The organism is Aeromonas sp. LsrichE-8G (genome assembly GCF_022869435.1).
Taxonomy (GTDB): Bacteria; Pseudomonadota; Gammaproteobacteria; order Enterobacterales; family Aeromonadaceae; genus Aeromonas; species Aeromonas caviae.
On record NZ_JALIHH010000310.1, the window covers coordinates 1 to 16,466 of the forward strand.

Consider the following 16,466-nt stretch of genomic DNA (forward strand, 5'->3'; position numbering starts at 1 on the left):
ACCTGATGACGTTGGTATCCTCGCCATGGCCAACGCGCTTGTTGCATAGCTGATTTCTGCTGATTGCCCCGGTGACAGGCAGAAGCTCAGTGGTAAGCCATGACCGTCCGTGACCAAGTGAATTTTGCTGCCGAAACCTCCCCGCGGAACGGCCAAGGGCTTGATTCATTGAGGTGTTTTTTTACGTGCACCGGCAGCATCTTTGGATGCTCTGACATTGGAGCCGTCCAGGCACCACAGGTCGAAATCGATGAGCCCTTCTTCATTGAGCTTGAGTTGCAGCGCTTCCAGAATGGCATCAATCCGGCCTGCATCCTGCCAACGCCGGAAGGTGTTGTAGACCGAATTCCATGGTCCGAAACGTTCTGGAAGGTCTCGTCAAGGAGCTCCGGTGTGGAGTATCCAGAGAATGCCATCGAGCACTTGGCGCGGTTCACGGGTAGGGCGCCCGATCAGGCTTCGAGAAGGAAACTGGGGCTCGATAAGCCCCCATTGTGCATCAGTCAGCTGATAACGGCGGGACACGGAATGGATCTTAAGCTGTTGAGAAGATGTGAGATTATATCCTCATCACTTTAAGAACACAGCCTAATGTGAGGTCATCATGAATACCCGACCCGCCCTATGCCTCCTCTGCAGCCTGGGTGGCATCGCCTCTCCGCTGCTGGCAGCACCGGACCCGCTGGCCCATCTGTCAGACCACTTTGCGCCCGAACTGGCGGACGGGGAGCTGGCCCACCTGCGCGGCCGCTATGTCAGCAGCCATGGCATCAGCTACTTCGGCATCGAGTTCATCTCGTCACTGACCACGGCCCAGGCCCAGCAGACGGCGGCCATGAACCTGGCGCTGAGCATTGTGCAAAACAAACCCAAGCTGGATGTGCGCGTCAAGGATGAGGTCAAGCCCGCGGCCACACCCGCCAAGGAGGCCCAGGTGCAGGGGGCCGGGCTGGTGCAGGTCGTTCAACTGGAGGGGAGCGGCAACAGCTCGGTCAACCAGACCGGTATTGAACTGACCACCCCGACCATGACGGGACACCTGGTTCAGGCGGGCAGCTACGAGCACCAGGGCGATCTTGGCACCGCCACTTATCGGGTCTCGGGGAATTATGCCGGCTTGCAACTACACTCTTCCGACGGCCGGGTCCTGCTGGAGCAGAGCCTGCGCGGTACCGACTTCAGCCGAGGGCTGCTGCAGTTCAACAAGGTCAGGGGGGACGGTTTGCAGACGCTCAATCAGACCCGCATCTGGTTTTCGCGCTGAGCACCGGTGAGCCCGGGGGCTGAACCATCAGAAAGGATGATAAACAACAAGGACGTATCCCGATGAAACAGTCTCGCATGCTGTTGATTGCCCTCGCCCCCTTCGCCTGCTGGGGGGCCACGGCCGAGGAGGAGGCCCTGCAACAACAGCTGGATCTCCTGCGCCAGCAACTGATCCAGCAAAATCAGGCCCTTCATCAGCTCCAGGCCCGCCTGGAGGCCGTCAAGGCCCGCCTGGAGGCCGTCAAGGCCGCCGGTGCCACGACGGCAACCGCCGGGGTCGGAGCCGGGGCCGCCGTCGCCTCCACCCAGCAGGACGCCTCACGGCGCACGCCGGAAGTCGGCCGCAGTACCGAAGACCTGATGATCGAACAGCACAATGTGTTCGACCGCGCCCTGACCGTCGATGTGGGCCTCTCCTACCAGCACTACAACCGCAAGGATCTCGCCCTGCGCGGCTTCCTCGCCCTGGACGCCATCTTCCTTGGCGAAATCAACCTGGATCGGGTGCGCTCCGATCAGTGGACGGCGGATGTCATCACCCGCTACACCCTCAACGATCGCTGGCAACTGGAGCTGGCCCTCCCCTACATGTTCCGCAACACCAACTACCAGAGCACCGGCAAGGAGAACTCCAGCCGCGACTTCGAGGAGCAGAGCGTCAGCGATGGCGGTCTGGGGGATCTCAGCCTCGCCATCTACTACAGGGTCATGGCAGAGAGCGAGGATTGGCCGGATCTGGTGTGGAACTTCCGGGCCAAGGCGCCGACCGGCAAGGATCCTTACGGCATCGAGATCAACACCTCGGAATCGGGCAACCTGGTGACCCCCAAGGAGCTCGCCACCGGCAACGGGCTCTGGCAGCTCTCCACCGGCTTCTCCCTGGTCAAGACCATGGATCCCGCCATCCTGTTTGCCAGCCTCAACTATGGTCACAGCCTCAAGCAGGACTTTGACGATATCTCCTACCAGCCCGGCAACCAGCCCGGCAGCATCCAGCTGGGAGACTGGTATGAATATGGCCTGGGGGTCGCATTCGCTCTCAACGAACGCTTCAGCCTCTCCTTCAACATCAACCAGCGCGTCACCATGGAGTCCGAGCAGGGGTCCGAAGGCTTTGCCATGGAGAAGGTCATCGGCTCCGATGCCAACGCCGCCAGCTTTGGCATGGGGTCGACCTGGGCCATCACCGACAACCTCTCCATGGCGGTCAACTGGTCTGCCGGGCTCACCACGGACGCACCGGACTACACCATCGGGATCCGCTTCCCCTACCGCTTCTAGCCCCGTCAGGACCCCGGCAGGTTGACGGCAAAAAACGAGGGAGGCATAACGCCTCCCTCTTCTTGTTGTCGCAGTCGACCTGGCTCGCCCCCTTGAGCCCGACTTGCCGCCGCGCTCATGGGACGATGGCATCGGAGGGCGCCCCGCACCATACCAGCCTGGCGGGCCATCGGTGACATCACACCCCCAGGCGATCGCGCAGGGTGTACCAGGCGGCGCCGGCGGCGGTGAAGGGGATGCGCAGCAGGCGGCCACCCGGGAAGGGGTAGTGCGGCAGCCTGGCGAACGCATCGAAGCGCTCTGCCTGACCGCTCAGCACCTCGGAGAGCAGCTTGCCCGCCAGATGGGTACAGGTGACGCCGTGGCCGCTGTAGCCCTGCATGTAGTAGATGTTGTGACCGATGCGGCCAAACTGCGGCAGGCGCGACAGGGTGAGCAGGAAGTTGCCGGTCCAGGTGTACTCCACCTTGACGTCGGCCAGCTGCGGGAAAGTCTTGAGCATCTTGGGGATGATCAGCCGCTCGATGTCCGCCGGATCCCGCGCCCCGTAGACCACGCCGCCGCCATAGATGAGCCGGTGATCGCCGGAGGTACGGTAGTAGTCGAGCAGGTAGTTGCAATCCTCCAGACAGTAGTTCTGTGGCAAGAGTGAACGGGCCCGCTCCTCTCCCAGCACTTCGGTGGCGATCACCTGGGTGCCGCAAGGCATGCTCTTGCTGGCCAGTTCCGGCACCAGATTGCCGAGGTAGGCGTTGCCGGCCACCACGATAAAGCGTGCCTTCACCGCCCCTTTGGCGGTCTTGACCAATGCCGGCTGACCCGGAGTAATGCTGGTGACGGCGGACTGCTCGAAGATAAGCCCCCCCTGAATGCGGATGGCTTCCGCCTCCCCCAGCGCCAGATTGAGAGGGTGAATATGGCCGCCGCTCTTGTCGAGCAGGGCGCCGACGTAGCGATCGCTCGCGACCACCTCGCGCACCCCCTTGGCATCGAGCAGCTCCAGCTGGTCGTTGCCCCACTTCTCCCAGCGCGCCTTCTGCGCCTTGAGCTCGTGAAGCTGCTTCTCGGTCTCGGCGGCAAAGACCCCGCCCTCCTGCAGATCGCACTGGATGTTGTAGCGTTTGATCCGCTCGCGGATGATCTGGCCCCCCTCAAACAACATGGAGCCGAGCAGCCTGGCCTGATCCGGCGGGCAGTTCGCTTCGATGGTGTCGATGTCGCGGCTGTAGGAGTTGACGATCTGGCCGCCGTTGCGACCGCTGGCGCCAAAGCCGACCCTGGCCGCCTCCAGCACCACCACCTTGTACCCCTTCTCCACCAGATGCAGCGCACTGGAGAGGCCGGTGTAGCCTGCGCCTATGACGCAGACGTCGCACTCCAGCTGCTCGGTGAGCGTGGGATAGGGCGCGTGTTTGTTGGCACTGGCTGCGTAGTAACTCTTTACATGTTCGGTCATGATCCCTGTTTCCTTACCGGTTCGTTTCCAACACAACGGGTTGTTCACATTAAAAGCTGGCCGGGGTGTGGGCGCTGACGATGCGGCAGACCTGCCCCGAGGGATTGCTGAAACTGTGGGGCTCGCCGGTGTCGATGACATAACTGTCCCCGGCGCACAGTTCATAGGTCTGGCCGGCCAGGGTCAGCAGCACCGACCCTTCCAGCACGGTGCCCACCTCTTCCCCCTGATGCTTCACCACGCCGCCGGTGTCGGTGCCGGGTGCATAGGTCTCCAGCATGAAGCCGAGCTGGCGCCGATTGTTGCCGTTGTGCACCAGCTTCATGGAGACCCCCTGGCTGCCAAGCTCGATGAGCTGCTCCGCCTTGATCACCACGCTGGGCGTGCTCGCCACCTCCTCTTCGGCGAAGAAGCGCGACAACGGCAGCTCGTAGACGCTCAGCAGCTTTTGCAGGGAGGCCACCGAGGGGCTCACCTTGTTCTGCTCTATCATGCAGATGGCGCCGTGGGTCAGGCCGCTCAGCTCCGCCACCCGGCGCTGGGAGAGTCCGAGCTCCCTGCGGATCCGGGCGAGCCGCTCCCCCATGTTTCTCTCGTGCTCCGCCTGGGGGTTGTCCGTCATGGTCCGCCACCGGACCTCGCCACGGGATTGCTCCATCGCCCACCTCCTTCCATGGTCATTCGAATACCTGGGGCCGACTGGTCAATATAGTGAGTCAGGCACGTCAGCCCCGTTCACTATCCTGCACAACCCAGGGCGTTCATTATTTTGCACACCCTGCGCAATGAAAACCGCTACAATCGCGCTCGCAGCCCCATTTCTAGCATGTAACGCCCAGTTCACTCAAATATATTTAACACTTGAAAAACATTTCGGCTCATTTTATGGTCGTTACGTGCTTATTATTCTATACGGCGGTGCCCACATAAACGCGCCACCCAGACCCACTATCGAGGCCCCTTACTTATGTCAGCATCACAACCTGCTCTCTCCCTGATCAAATCCCTGGCCTATGTCGACGGCCGCTGGTGCGAGTCCCTGGGCGGGCGCCGGTTCGAGGTCCTGAACCCGGCCACCGGCCAGATCATCACCCAGGTGCCCGACATGGACGGGGAGGATACCCGCCTCGCCATCGCGGCGGCCCACGCGGCGCAACCCGCCTGGGCGGCCCTCACCGCCAAGGAGCGCAGCAGCAAACTCTACGCCTGGTTCGAGCGCATCATGGCCAACCAGGAGGAGCTCGCCCGTATCATGACCTGCGAGCAGGGCAAGCCGCTGGCGGAAGCCAAAGGAGAGGTGGCCTACGGCGCCAGCTTCATCCAGTGGTTCGCGGAAGAGGGCAAGCGTGCCTATGGCCGCACCATCCCCGGCTTCTCCGCCGATCGGCGCCTGGCCACCATCAAGCAGCCGGTGGGGGTCGTGGCCGCCATCACCCCCTGGAACTTCCCCATCGCCATGATCACCCGCAAAGCGGGTCCGGCGCTGGCCGCCGGTTGCACCATCGTCATCAAGCCCGCCGCCGAAACGCCCCTCTGCGCCCTGGCGCTGGCGGTACTGGCGGAGCAGGCGGGCATTCCCGCTGGGGTCATCAACATCGTCACCTCCCATCAGGCGAGCGCGGTGGGCAACGAGCTGTGCAGCAACCCCGTGGTGCGCAAGCTCTCCTTCACCGGCTCCACCCGCATCGGCAAACTGCTGATGCGCCAGTGCGCCGACACCATGAAGCGCCTCTCCCTGGAGCTTGGCGGCAACGCGCCCTTCATCGTCTTTGACGACGCCGACCTCGACGCCGCCGTGGCCGGGGCTCTGGCCTCCAAATACCGCAACGCCGGCCAGACCTGCGTCTGCGCCAACCGCATCCTGGTGCAGGCCAGCGTCTACGACGCCTTCGCCGAGAAGCTCGCCGCCGCAGTCAAGGCCTTCAAGGTGGGAGACGGCATGGGCGAGGGCGTCCAGATCGGGCCCCTCATCAACCCGGCCGCCGCCAGCAAGGTGGCCGAGCTGGTGCAGCAATCGGTCGCCGCCGGTGCCCGGGTGCTGGTGGGGGGCGACGCCCACCCCGCCGGTCCCCTCTTCTATCACCCCACCATCCTGACCGGGGTCACCCGGGGCAACCCCATTCTGGACGAGGAGATCTTCGGGCCCGTCGCCCCCCTGGTGCGCTTTGAGACGGAAGCCGAGGCCATTGCGCTTGCCAACGACACCCCCTATGGCCTGGCCGCCTACTTCTATGGCCGCGACATCGCCCGGGTGTGGCGAGTGGCCGAGGGGCTCGAATACGGCATGGTGGGGATCAACGAGGGGATCATCTCCACCGAACTGGCCCCCTTTGGCGGGATCAAGGAGTCGGGGCTGGGCCGGGAAGGGGCGGCCGAAGGGCTGGAGGAGTACCTGGAGACCAAATATCTCTGCTTTGGCGGCATTCGCTGAGGGGAGTGAAGGGTCAATCGCATCGTTAAAACAGATGCGTTATGACACAGCCCATCGTTTTTACAGATAGAAAGAGGGGGTCGCCGGTCACGACCGAGCGCCTTGTGGGCCCAGAGGGCACACCCGGGGCCCCCTTTTGCGAACAGGCCGCCCTGCCCGAGGGCAGTTGGCGGCACACATATGGCCAGATGGCACAGGAACAGCGGGGGCCCATGCCCCTCAGGGAGGAAAGATGAGTCATTCAAGCAACAACCAGCAGTGGCAGGCCCGCCGCGAAGCGGCCGTGGTCCAGGGGGTCGGCACCCTGCTGCCGGTCTTCATCGACCGGGCGCACAACGCCGAGCTGTGGGACGTGGAGGGCAACCGCTACATCGACTTTGCCTCCGGCATCGCCGTGCTCAACACCGGCCACAACCACCCCAAGGTGGTGGCGGCGGTGCGCGAGCAGCTCGAGAAATTCAGCCACACCTGCTTCCAGGTCACCCCCTACTCCGGCTATATCGAGCTGGCGGAAAAATTGAATGCCCTGGTGCCCGGCCCCACCCCCAAGCGCACCCTCTTCCTCTCCACCGGCGCCGAGGCGGTAGAGAACGCCATCAAGATCGCCCGCGCCCACACCGGTCGCAGCGGCACCATCGCCTTCAAGGGGGGCTTCCACGGCCGCACCATGATGGGCATGGCCCTCACCGGCAAGGTGGTGCCCTACAAGACCGGCTTCGGCCCCTTCCCGGGGGAGGTCTATCACCTCCCCTTCCCCGCCGACTACCTGGGAGTGAGTGAAGACGATGCCCTGGCCGCGCTGGATCTCTGCTTCAGTGCCGACATCGAACCCACCCGGGTGGCCGCCATCATCATCGAGCCGGTGCAGGGGGAAGGGGGCTTCTACCCCGCCTCCGCCAGCTTCATGCAGCGCCTGCGCCAGGTGTGCGACCAGCACGGCATCCTACTTATCTGCGACGAGATCCAGACCGGTTTCTGTCGCACCGGCAAAACCTTCGCCACCGAATACAGCGGTGTCGAACCCGACATCATGACGCTCGCCAAGAGCCTGGCCGGCGGCTTCCCGCTCTCTGCCGTGGTGGGCAAGAGCGAGGTGATGAATGCCGCCAAGCCCGGTGGCCTTGGGGGCACCTATGCGGGCTCCCCCATCGCCTGCGCCGCCGCCCTGGCGGTGCTGGAGGTGATCGAGGAGGAGCGCCTGAACCAGAAGGCCCTGGCCCAGGGGGAGCAGATCAAGGCTCGCCTGCACCAGCTGGCGACACGGTTTGACTGCATCGGCAACATCCGCGGCCCCGGCGCCATGGTGGCCATGGAGCTGGTGAAGGAGGGAGATGCCGCCAGACCGGACCCGGATCTCACCAAGCGGCTGGTGGCCGAGGCGGGCAAGCGGGGGCTGGTGCTGCTGGCCTGCGGCGTGCGTGGCAACGTGATCCGTTTCCTCGCCCCTCTGACCGCCCCGGCGGCCATCGTCGACGAGGGGCTCGACCTGCTGGAGCAGGCCCTGTCCGCCTCCCTGGCCTGATCCGGAGGACCGCGTTCGCCCACGTGCAAAAAAATGCGTTTTTGCTCCCTTGATATGCTTGTCAAGGGGGCATCACGAATGCACAATGCGCCGCCGTATTCAAGGACCGTCCGCTCATCGGAGCCCGGTTCTTTTTTTGCGCCAAACAAATCCATAACGAGGCCGGAACAGACCGGAAATGATAACGAGGTGGCACGCCATCTCACGACACCCGCTTCTTAGTGAGGAACTCCATGGGGCATATCATCGCTTTCCTGCCGGCCCGCGCCGGTCTGCGCCATCCGTCCGCATCCCGGACTGGCGCCCCCACCGTGCAGGATGACCTCACCGTCAGCCTGATCCCGTCAACCTGCCTGCGGGGGATCGCCTGATGCACCCGCACCCCGCCGGTCTGAAAAAAAGCCTGAAACTCTGGCACGTGGTCATCATGGGGCTGGCCTATCTCACCCCCATGGCGGTGTTCGACACCTTCGGCATCGTCACCGAAATCACCGAAGGCCATGTGCCGACCGCCTACCTGCTCGCCCTCATCGGCATGCTGTTCACCGCCATGAGCTACGGCCACCTGGTGCGCAAGTTCCCCTCGGCAGGCTCCGCCTACACCTATGCCCAGAAGGTGTTCCACCCCTATGTGGGTTTCATGGTGGGCTGGGTCTCCCTGCTCGACTACATGTTCATGCCCATGATCAACATGCTGCTGGCCAAGATCTACATGGAGGCCCTCTTCCCCGGCGTGGCCCCCTGGACCTACATCCTGGCCCTGGCCGCCGTCATGACCTTCCTGAACCTGCGGGGCATCAAGCTGGTGGCGAACTTCAACAGCCTGATCGTCATCATGCAGTTCAGCATCATCGCCGTCTTCATCGGCCTCATCGCCTGGGGCGTGAGCCACGGCGAGGGCCTCGGCACGGTGGCGAGCAGCCGCCCCTTCTTCTCCGAGCAGATGCACATCCATCCCCTGCTGACCGGCGCCTCCATCCTCTGCCTGTCGTTCCTCGGGTTTGACGCCATCACCACCCTGTCGGAGGAGACCCCGAACGCGGATCGGGTGATCCCCCGGGCCATCGTGCTCACCGCCCTCATCGGCGGCGTGCTCTTCATCTCGGTCTCCTACTTCCTGCAGCTCTTCTTCCCGGACATCTCCCGCTTCCAGCAGCCGGATGCGGTGCTGCCGGAGATCGCCCTCTATGTGGGCGGCAAGCTGTTCCAGGCGGTGGTGCTGGTCTGCACCACGGTGGCGGTGCTCGCCTCGGGGCTCGCCTCCCACGCCGGGGTATCGCGCCTGCTCTACGTGATGGGCCGGGATCGCGCCCTGCCGAGCCGCGTCTTCGGCTACATCCACCCCACCTGGCAGACCCCGGCTCTCAACGTGCTGCTGGTGGGCATGCTGGCCCTCTCGGCGGTGGCCTTCGATCTGGAGATGGCGCTGGCGCTGATCAACTTCGGCGCCCTGGTGGCCTTCACCTTCGTCAACCTGGCGGTGATTGCCCACTTCTATCTCAGGCTGGGTCACAACAAGACCCTGAAGGATCACCTGCTGTTCCTCGCCCTGCCCCTGTGCGGCGCCGCCTGCATCGGGGTGCTCTGGCTCAACCTGGAGCCCGCCTCCTTCGAGCTGGGGCTGATCTGGGCCGCCCTCGGTGCCATCTACCTGCTGCTGCGCCTCACCGTGTTCCGGGTCCGCCTCGGCCGCCCCGAGCAGGACGCCTCCTGAGCGAAACCGGCGCCCTCAGGGCGCCGGTTTCACATGGCGGCAAAGCAGGGTCCCGCCTGATGACAAGGTTGTCATCGACTTTCCGGCAGCGGTGGCGAAGTGATCGCTCACCGGGGGAACAAATTCCCCGCTGACGGCCTTTTTCGCTTGTCTCCTCCCTCCCCTGAGGGCACAATACGGCGCCCCTTGAGAGCCGATGTTTCAACAACATCGGTTCTTTGCTTTTCTGGGGCACACCACCATTCACCAAGAGGCCGGCCATGTGCCGGAATTGATACCCAGATTGCCAAGCAATCTCCCGACGTTGTGAGGAAAAACATGGGGCATTTCACTGCTTTCCTGCCGGTCCCCGCCGGCGTGCGCCACGCATCTGTGCCACAGATGGGCGCCCCCTGTGTCCAGCGACGCGTTTCCGCGTCCCTGATCCCGTCCCATCTCGCCCACGGGGCCTGTGCAGAGGAGAAAGCGTGATGGCCGGTGCCAAGCTGCTCAAGACCCTCACCCTGTTCCAGGTCGTGGTGATGGGTCTGGCTTACCTCACGCCCATGGCGGTATTCGATACCTTCGCCATCGTCGGTGACATCACGGATGGTCGCGTGGCCACCGCCTACCTGCTGGCGCTCGGCGGCATCCTGCTGACCGCGTTCAGCTACGGCCACCTGGTGCGCCGCTTCCCGTCCGCAGGCTCCGCCTACACCTATGCCCAGAAGGTGTTCCACCCCTACGTGGGCTTCATGGTGGGCTGGTCTTCCCTGCTGGACTACATGTTCATGCCGATGATCAACATCCTGCTGGCCAAGATCTACCTGACCGCCATGTTCCCCACCGTGGAGCCTTGGATCTTCATCTTCGGTCTGGTGACCGTGATGACCTTCCTGAACCTGCGCGGCATCAAGCTGGTGGCGAACCTCAACGGCTTCATCGTCTTCATCCAGATCGCCATCATCGTCACCTTCCTCGGCCTCATCGCCTGGGGCCTGAGTCACGGTGAAGGGGCCGGCACCCTGATGAGCAGCCGTCCGTTCCATGTGGAGTCTGCCAGCATGCTGCCGCTGTTTACCGGCGCCACCATCCTCTGCTTCTCGTTCCTGGGCTTCGACGGCCTGAGCTCCCTCTCCGAAGAGACCCCGAATGCCGGCAAGGTGATCCCCCGCGCCATCGTGCTGACGGCCCTCATCGGCGGCATCATCTTCGTCACCGTCTCCTACAGCCTGCAGCTCTTCTTCCCGGATCTGGCCCGCTTCAAGGAGCCGGACGCCGTGCTGCCGGAGATCGCCCTCTACGTGGGTGGCACCCTGTTCCAGAGCGTGGTGCTGGTGTGCACCACCGCGGCCGTGCTCGCCTCCGGCATGGCGGCCCACGCCGGCGTGTCGCGCATCCTCTACGTGATGGGTCGCGATCGCATGATCCCGGAGCGGGTGTTCGGCTATATCCACCCCACCTGGCGCACCCCGGCCATCAACGTGCTGCTGGTGGGGGCCCTGGCCCTCTCCGCGGTCTCCTTCGATCTGGACATGGCCCTGGCCCTGGTGAACTTCGGCGCCCTGGTGGCCTTTACCTTCGTCAACCTCTCGGTGATCGGCCAGTTCTGGGTCCGCGAGAAGCGCAACAAGAGCCTCAAGGAGCACCTGCTGTTCCTGGTGCTGCCGCTGCTGGGGGCCGCCACCATCGGCGCCCTCTGGATCAACCTGGAGCAGAGCTCCCTGGAGCTTGGCCTCATCTGGGCGGGGATCGGGGTCACCTACCTCTTCCTGCGCCTCGCCGTGTTCCGCATCCCCTTCCGTCAGTACGAGGAAGCGGCCGACGGCCAGTAAGGCGGCACACACGCCCAAACAGAAGGGGAGCCCATGGCTCCCCTTCTTGCATTCAGACGTCCGGTGCGCGGACCCTCACCCCTGATTGAGCACGGCCGTGGCGGCCGCCTTGACCGGATCCCTGGTCACGGCGTTGACATCCTTGCGGGTCTGGTTGACCTTGTCCTGCGCCTGCTTCACACCGGCACTCTGCTTGTTCAGGGCCGCATTGGTGTGCTGCCTGGTCTCTTTCAGTCCCGCCGTCTTCTTGTCCAGCACGTCCGTGGTGTGTTTCTTCACCTCGGCATTGGCCTTCTCCTTCTGCTTGCGCACCAGCTTGTCGGCATCGCAGTTGCCCTTGACCCCCAGGGTGGCGTTCATCGCCTCGTTCCTGACCGCCTTGTCGAGGTTGCACTCGGACTTGAACACGCTGGCCTGCGCACCGGCAGACAGCAGACCCAGGGAGAGGCACAAAACCCATGCACGCATCATCACTTCCTCAGTTTCAAGACAGGAAAGTCCGGCAGCATATAACCCTGGGATCCCAGTGCAAGGGCGGGGGCCGGTGATGAGCCGGATGGCGTCATATCGGCGTTTGCTCCGACACCTTTTGTCTGCGACGCCCCCTGCCGCCCTGTCACCAAAGCATCATAAAAGTGTCACGTTGTCATATTTCTGTCATGGAGCCTTGTTGTAATGCGCCCGTCCATTTTCAACGCAGAACGACCCCAAGAGGCCATATGCACAGCACCGCATCTTCCGCACCCCAGCAGATCCGTCGTCCCGGCCCCCTGTTCAACTGGCTCGCGGTGATCACGCTGATCTACCTGATCCTGGTCGCCGTTGGCGCCGTCTCCCACGGCTTCAAGGGCTTCTCCGGCGGCGCCGAGGGCGCGGCCCAGATCTTCGCCTTTGCCAACAACCCCTTCGTCGCCCTGCTGCTCGGCATCCTGGCCACCGCCCTGGTGCAATCCTCCAGCACCGTCACCTCGGTGATCGTCGGCCTGGTGGCAGGGGGCCTGCCCATGGCCATGGCCATCCCCATGGTGATGGGGGCTAACCTCGGCACCACCATCACCAACACCATCGTCTCCCTGGGGCACATCCGGGACAGAGGCGAGTTTCGCCGCGCCTTCGCCGCCGCCACCGTGCACGACTTTTTCAACCTGCTGGCGGTCTTCATCTTCCTGCCCCTGGAGCTGATGTTCGGTCTGCTGCAAAAGAGTGCGGAAGGGATTGCCAGCCTGCTGCTGGGCTCCGCCGACATGTCGATGAAGGGGATGGATTTCATGAAGCCCCTCATCTCCCCGTCCCTGGATCTCATCGACGGTGCCGTCGCCTTCCTGCCGGGCAAGGGGGGCGCCATCGCCACCATTCTCATCGGGATTCTGCTCATCCTGTTCTGCGTCACCGCCCTTGGCAAGGTGCTGCAACAGGTCATGGTGGGCCGTGCCAAGGAGCTGCTGCACAAGGCCCTGGGCCGTGGCCCGCTCACCGGCATCGCCTCCGGCACCCTGGTCACCGTGATGGTGCAGTCCTCCTCCACCACCACCAGCCTGATGATCCCCCTGGCGGGAGGCGGCGTGTTCAACACCCGTCAGCTCTACCCCTTCACCCTGGGGGCCAACATCGGCACCACCATCACCGCCCTGCTGGCCGCCACCGCCATCAGCGGTGCCGGTGCCCAGCTCGCCCTGACCATCGCCCTGGTCCACGTGCTGTTCAACCTCTTCGCCGTGGTGCTCATCTACGGGGTGCCCTTCCTGCGGGAATTGCCCATCAAGGCCGCCGAAGCCCTGGCCCGGGTCGGCAGCGAGAACAAGCTGCTGGCGCTGGGTTACGTGGCCGGGCTCTTCTTCGCCCTGCCCGCCCTGATGATGGTGGCCGTCAAGTAACCCCGCGGCGGGGGCACTCAGCTGCCCCCGCCCCCTTACCCGCCAGGTCACATCCCGGGGCGCCTCCCCTCGCCCTCTCCCCCTGGCTGGGATAAGATGCCCCCTCACTCGCACTCTGATTTCAAGGAACAGGAAAACCCGATGAAATTCATTCTGATAGCCCTTCTTATCGCCGGCGCCGCCTACTACTTCTACTCCAGCAGCAACAACCGGAAGCTGGCCGAAGAGAACGTGCGCAAGGGGGCCGAGTTCCTCGCCAGCAACCAGGAAAAACCCCTGGTGACCACCACCGCCTCCGGCCTGCAGTACGAAGTGCTGACCCCGGGCACCGGTACCGTTCACCCCACCGCCACCAGCAAGGTGAAGGTGCACTACGAGGGCAAGCTGCTGGACGGCACCGTGTTCGACAGCTCCGTCGCCCGTGGCGAACCCATCGAGTTCGGCCTCAACCAGGTGATCAAGGGTTGGACCGAAGGGGTGCAACTGATGGTGGAAGGGGAGAAGACCCGCTTCTACATCCCCGCCAACCTGGCCTATGGCGACAGAGCCGCCGGCAAGATCCCGCCGGGCTCAGTCCTCATCTTCGACGTGGAGCTGCTGGGCATTCAATAAACCCGCCCTGGGCCCGCGTTGATCTTGGAGGCGGCGCTGCGGGGCATCCCGTCAGAGGCCACGTCCGACGGACCCTGATCACAACGCCGGCGCACTGCGCCGGCGTTGTCGTTTCTGCCCCGGTCTCCCTCGCCCTGATGCCAGACTATCAACCAAAAGTGAAGAGTGCTTATCCTTAAAGCCTGATTGTTAACCCATCAATAGGGGCAGATAATGACCACATCGTCAGCGGCATGTCGCCCTGGCCTCGGGTTGTCGGTGCGCCGCGCGCATCGGCACAACACATATGGAGTCTGTCATGTCTATCGCCCCTGTCTGGTTCATCTCCCACGGCGCCCCGGATCTGGTCCTGCGCGATCAGCCCGCGACCCGGTTCCTGAAGCAACTGCGCCTCAAGGGTGCCAGAGGGCTGGTGGTGATCTCGGCCCACTGGTTCAGCCGAAGCGAGCTGCAGATCAACGTCGAGCCCAACCCGGCCCTGATGTACGACTTCTACGGCTTCCCCGAGCCCCTCTACCAGATCCGCTGGCCCGCGACGAGCCCGCAATGGTTGCAGGAAGCGGTGAGCGATCAGCTGCTGCTGGCCGGTCTGCCCGCCACCCCAGTGCGCCGCGAGCTGGATCACGGAGTCTGGTCCCCCCTCTCCCTGATGGATCCGGACAGTGAACTCCCCCTGGTGCAGATCGCCATCCCGGCCAGCTTCACCCCGGCCCAGCTGTGGCAACTGGGGGAGGCATTGCAGGGGCTGCGCGAGCAAGGGATCGGCATCCTCGCCTCCGGCGCCATCACCCACAACCTGCGTGCCCTCGGGCCGGACGGCTCGCCGGTTCCCCAGTGGGCGAGCCAGTTTGCCCGCTGGCTGGAGCAGACCATGGCAGAGGGAGACAGGGGAGCGCTGGAAGATTACCGGGCCCGGGCGCCGGGCGCGGTGGAATCCCATCCCCACGACGATCACCTGCGCCCCCTGTTTGTGGCGCTCGGCGCGGCGGGGGCCGACAGACCCCGAAAGCTGCACGACAGCTGGGATTACGGCAGCCTCTACATGGGGGCCTACCAGTTCGGTTGAGGGCGGGGCGGCCAGGCCGCCCTGCTTGCCGTGCTCTCGCCGACGCGCGTGGAGAAATAGCGGACTCGTTATAGCCATTTTCCGGTAGAATGGCCGCCATTGGATGCAATGCTGTTCACTTAAGAGAATTTGAGTTCCAGTCCACGTAGTATCAGGACAAAAAATCGAGGGAGGCATGATGCCTCCCTCTTTCTATTGCAAGCCCCGCTGGATAAAGGCTGGAGGAAGATCGACTGGACACAGCCTTGCCCCCTCAACTCAAATCCAATTTATGAATAATCAGTCAAAAAAGTGCTTATCTGAACAGCATTGCGCCATTGGATGAGGCTTGGCAGGGATGGCTGTCGCGTCGGGTGGCTAGATGAACCTATATCGAACACTGATCCTGCTCTGTCTGCTCTGCCTTCAACCTGTGCAGGCCCTGACCCTGCACAGCCGCTACGATCCCGCCCCGCTGCCTCCCCGCTGGTCGGAGGCGGAGCTCGGATGGCTGCGCCAGCAGTCCCAACTGCGGGTCGGCATCCTGCAAGAGGACTACCGCCCCTTCACCATGATCGCTCGCCAGCGCGTCGAGGGGCTCAGTGCCGACTACATCGACCTGCTGGCCAGGATGCTGGACAAACCCGTTGCCCTGAGCGCCTTCCCCGACAAGGCGCACCTGCTCCGGGCCCTGGCACGGGGGGAGATACACCTCGCCAGCCTCGGCAATCTCACCCTGGCGGACAGTGACACCCGGGCGATCCGCCTGAGCAACCCCTATTTCAGCAGCCCCCTCGTCTTCTCCGTGCCCAGACGTTATCGGGGGGCACTGCTCACACCGGGACAGCGGGTGGCCGCCGTCCGGGATCAGATAGACAGGGCGCGCTTTGGCCGCTACTACCCCACCCTCACCCTGGTGACCTATCCCTCCAACATGGAGGCGTTCGATGCGGTCTTCTTCGGCCGCGACGACATCCTGCTGGGGGATGCCCACGCCACCCACTACCTCAACAGCGAGCGCTTCGACAACCTTCGCCAGCGGGGCGAGGCCCCGCCCGAGCTGGCGCCTGCCGAGTTCCGCTTTGCCGTCCCGGCCACCGAGCCCGCCCTGCTCAGCCTGGTCAACCGGGGGCTGGCGGCCATCGACGACCGGGCGCGCAACACCCTCTTCACCCAGTGGAACGGGCCCATCCGCGACATGAGCGAGCGAAGCGCCGATCTCTATGATGCCGCCGAGCGGGCCTGGATGCGGCAAGCGCCCCCCATCAGGGTGTGGCTGATGGACAACCTCTACCCCTATGGCGCCCTCATGTACAGAACCTTAAGCGGCAAGCGAATTAATAATACCGTCTAACGTGTTGTTTTGCTTGGATTTTCTCTGCCTACTCTTTTTGCCGTTTTTGGATAAATACACCATTGCCCACTCCAACTTCTCTGTTATTTCCTGCCAC

The 16,466-nt window shown here is 63.8% G+C and carries 14 protein-coding genes and 1 pseudogene; 11 read left to right on the forward strand and 4 right to left on the reverse strand.

What is annotated here, in order from left to right:
* A pseudogene (locus MUW49_RS21715) lies at positions 1-525 on the reverse strand (IS5 family transposase); the annotation flags it as partial.
* Positions 526-604: 79 nt separating this feature from the next.
* Here MUW49_RS21715 and MUW49_RS21720 point away from each other — a divergent pair.
* Both MUW49_RS21720 and MUW49_RS21725 read left to right on the forward strand, forming a co-directional pair.
* Positions 605-1,264, forward strand: coding sequence for a hypothetical protein (locus MUW49_RS21720; RefSeq protein WP_010673556.1), 660 nt, complete (start codon positions 605-607; stop codon positions 1,262-1,264).
* Between the two features lie 62 nt (positions 1,265-1,326).
* Positions 1,327-2,547 carry a transporter gene (locus MUW49_RS21725; RefSeq protein WP_052815274.1) on the forward strand — a complete coding sequence of 407 codons (1,221 nt, stop codon included), beginning with the start codon at positions 1,327-1,329 and terminating at the stop codon, positions 2,545-2,547.
* A 178-nt stretch (positions 2,548-2,725) separates the two neighbouring features.
* Here the strand turns inward: MUW49_RS21725 and MUW49_RS21730 are convergent, their stop codons facing one another.
* Both MUW49_RS21730 and puuR read right to left on the reverse strand, forming a co-directional pair.
* On the reverse strand, positions 2,726-4,003 hold the full coding sequence (locus MUW49_RS21730) for an FAD-binding oxidoreductase (protein ID WP_041213312.1): 1,278 nt from the start codon (positions 4,001-4,003) through the stop codon (positions 2,726-2,728).
* A 49-nt stretch (positions 4,004-4,052) separates the two neighbouring features.
* Entirely contained in the window at positions 4,053-4,661 is a 609-nt protein-coding gene (gene puuR, locus MUW49_RS21735; RefSeq protein WP_052815273.1) for an HTH-type transcriptional regulator PuuR, read from the reverse strand.
* Between the two features lie 309 nt (positions 4,662-4,970).
* Here puuR and MUW49_RS21740 point away from each other — a divergent pair, with 309 nt between their 5' ends.
* The 5 genes from MUW49_RS21740 (at position 4,971) to MUW49_RS21760 (ending at position 11,484) form a co-directional block, all read left to right on the forward strand.
* Positions 4,971-6,434, forward strand: a complete 1,464-nt coding sequence (locus tag MUW49_RS21740; protein WP_052815272.1) for an NAD-dependent succinate-semialdehyde dehydrogenase — start codon at positions 4,971-4,973, stop codon at positions 6,432-6,434.
* 232 nt (positions 6,435-6,666) lie between these two features.
* Positions 6,667-7,956 carry a 4-aminobutyrate--2-oxoglutarate transaminase gene (gene gabT / locus MUW49_RS21745; RefSeq protein WP_042014742.1) on the forward strand — a complete coding sequence of 430 codons (1,290 nt, stop codon included), beginning with the start codon at positions 6,667-6,669 and terminating at the stop codon, positions 7,954-7,956.
* Positions 7,957-8,189: 233 nt separating this feature from the next.
* Positions 8,190-8,327, forward strand: coding sequence for a hypothetical protein (locus MUW49_RS21750; protein ID WP_164882164.1), 138 nt, complete (start codon positions 8,190-8,192; stop codon positions 8,325-8,327).
* Positions 8,327-9,670: an APC family permease gene (locus tag MUW49_RS21755; RefSeq protein ID WP_161470788.1), complete on the forward strand. Its 1,344-nt coding sequence runs from the start codon at positions 8,327-8,329 to the stop codon at positions 9,668-9,670. The genes MUW49_RS21750 and MUW49_RS21755 overlap by 1 nt, the downstream gene beginning before the upstream one ends.
* Positions 9,671-10,140: 470 nt before the next feature.
* Entirely contained in the window at positions 10,141-11,484 is a 1,344-nt protein-coding gene (locus MUW49_RS21760; RefSeq protein WP_039039328.1) for an APC family permease, read from the forward strand.
* A 75-nt stretch (positions 11,485-11,559) separates the two neighbouring features.
* Here the strand turns inward: MUW49_RS21760 and MUW49_RS21765 are convergent, their stop codons facing one another.
* Positions 11,560-11,952: a hypothetical protein gene (locus tag MUW49_RS21765; RefSeq protein WP_029314009.1), complete on the reverse strand. Its 393-nt coding sequence runs from the start codon at positions 11,950-11,952 to the stop codon at positions 11,560-11,562.
* Positions 11,953-12,203: 251 nt separating this feature from the next.
* Between MUW49_RS21765 and MUW49_RS21770 the strand changes: the two genes are divergently transcribed.
* From MUW49_RS21770 to MUW49_RS21785, 4 genes are all read left to right on the forward strand, one after another.
* Positions 12,204-13,358 (forward strand): Na/Pi symporter, encoded by a 1,155-nt coding sequence (locus tag MUW49_RS21770; protein ID WP_049636607.1) that lies wholly within the window; start codon positions 12,204-12,206, stop codon positions 13,356-13,358.
* A 141-nt stretch (positions 13,359-13,499) separates the two neighbouring features.
* On the forward strand, positions 13,500-13,970 hold the full coding sequence (locus MUW49_RS21775; RefSeq protein ID WP_010673545.1) for an FKBP-type peptidyl-prolyl cis-trans isomerase: 471 nt from the start codon (positions 13,500-13,502) through the stop codon (positions 13,968-13,970).
* Positions 13,971-14,268: 298 nt separating this feature from the next.
* Positions 14,269-15,036, forward strand: a complete 768-nt coding sequence (locus tag MUW49_RS21780; RefSeq protein ID WP_210538614.1) for a class III extradiol ring-cleavage dioxygenase — start codon at positions 14,269-14,271, stop codon at positions 15,034-15,036.
* Positions 15,037-15,397: 361 nt separating this feature from the next.
* A complete protein-coding gene (locus MUW49_RS21785; protein ID WP_223918785.1) occupies positions 15,398-16,369 on the forward strand; it encodes a transporter substrate-binding domain-containing protein in 972 nt (323 codons plus the stop codon).
* The last annotated feature ends 97 nt before the right edge of the window (positions 16,370-16,466 follow it).

Bases quoted from the DNA above. Each gene is read 5' to 3' on its own strand.
- MUW49_RS21720 (WP_010673556.1), top strand. From the start codon at position 605: ATGAATACCCGACCCGCCCTATGCCTCCTCTGCAGCCTGGGTGGCATC.
- MUW49_RS21725 (WP_052815274.1), top strand. From the start codon at position 1,327: ATGAAACAGTCTCGCATGCTGTTGATTGCCCTCGCCCCCTTCGCCTGC.
- MUW49_RS21730 (WP_041213312.1), bottom strand. From the start codon at position 4,003: ATGACCGAACATGTAAAGAGTTACTACGCAGCCAGTGCCAACAAACAC.
- puuR (WP_052815273.1), bottom strand. From the start codon at position 4,661: ATGGAGCAATCCCGTGGCGAGGTCCGGTGGCGGACCATGACGGACAAC.
- MUW49_RS21740 (WP_052815272.1), top strand. From the start codon at position 4,971: ATGTCAGCATCACAACCTGCTCTCTCCCTGATCAAATCCCTGGCCTAT.
- gabT (WP_042014742.1), top strand. From the start codon at position 6,667: ATGAGTCATTCAAGCAACAACCAGCAGTGGCAGGCCCGCCGCGAAGCG.
- MUW49_RS21750 (WP_164882164.1), top strand. From the start codon at position 8,190: ATGGGGCATATCATCGCTTTCCTGCCGGCCCGCGCCGGTCTGCGCCAT.
- MUW49_RS21755 (WP_161470788.1), top strand. From the start codon at position 8,327: ATGCACCCGCACCCCGCCGGTCTGAAAAAAAGCCTGAAACTCTGGCAC.
- MUW49_RS21760 (WP_039039328.1), top strand. From the start codon at position 10,141: ATGGCCGGTGCCAAGCTGCTCAAGACCCTCACCCTGTTCCAGGTCGTG.
- MUW49_RS21765 (WP_029314009.1), bottom strand. From the start codon at position 11,952: ATGCGTGCATGGGTTTTGTGCCTCTCCCTGGGTCTGCTGTCTGCCGGT.
- MUW49_RS21770 (WP_049636607.1), top strand. From the start codon at position 12,204: ATGCACAGCACCGCATCTTCCGCACCCCAGCAGATCCGTCGTCCCGGC.
- MUW49_RS21775 (WP_010673545.1), top strand. From the start codon at position 13,500: ATGAAATTCATTCTGATAGCCCTTCTTATCGCCGGCGCCGCCTACTAC.
- MUW49_RS21780 (WP_210538614.1), top strand. From the start codon at position 14,269: ATGTCTATCGCCCCTGTCTGGTTCATCTCCCACGGCGCCCCGGATCTG.
- MUW49_RS21785 (WP_223918785.1), top strand. From the start codon at position 15,398: ATGAACCTATATCGAACACTGATCCTGCTCTGTCTGCTCTGCCTTCAA.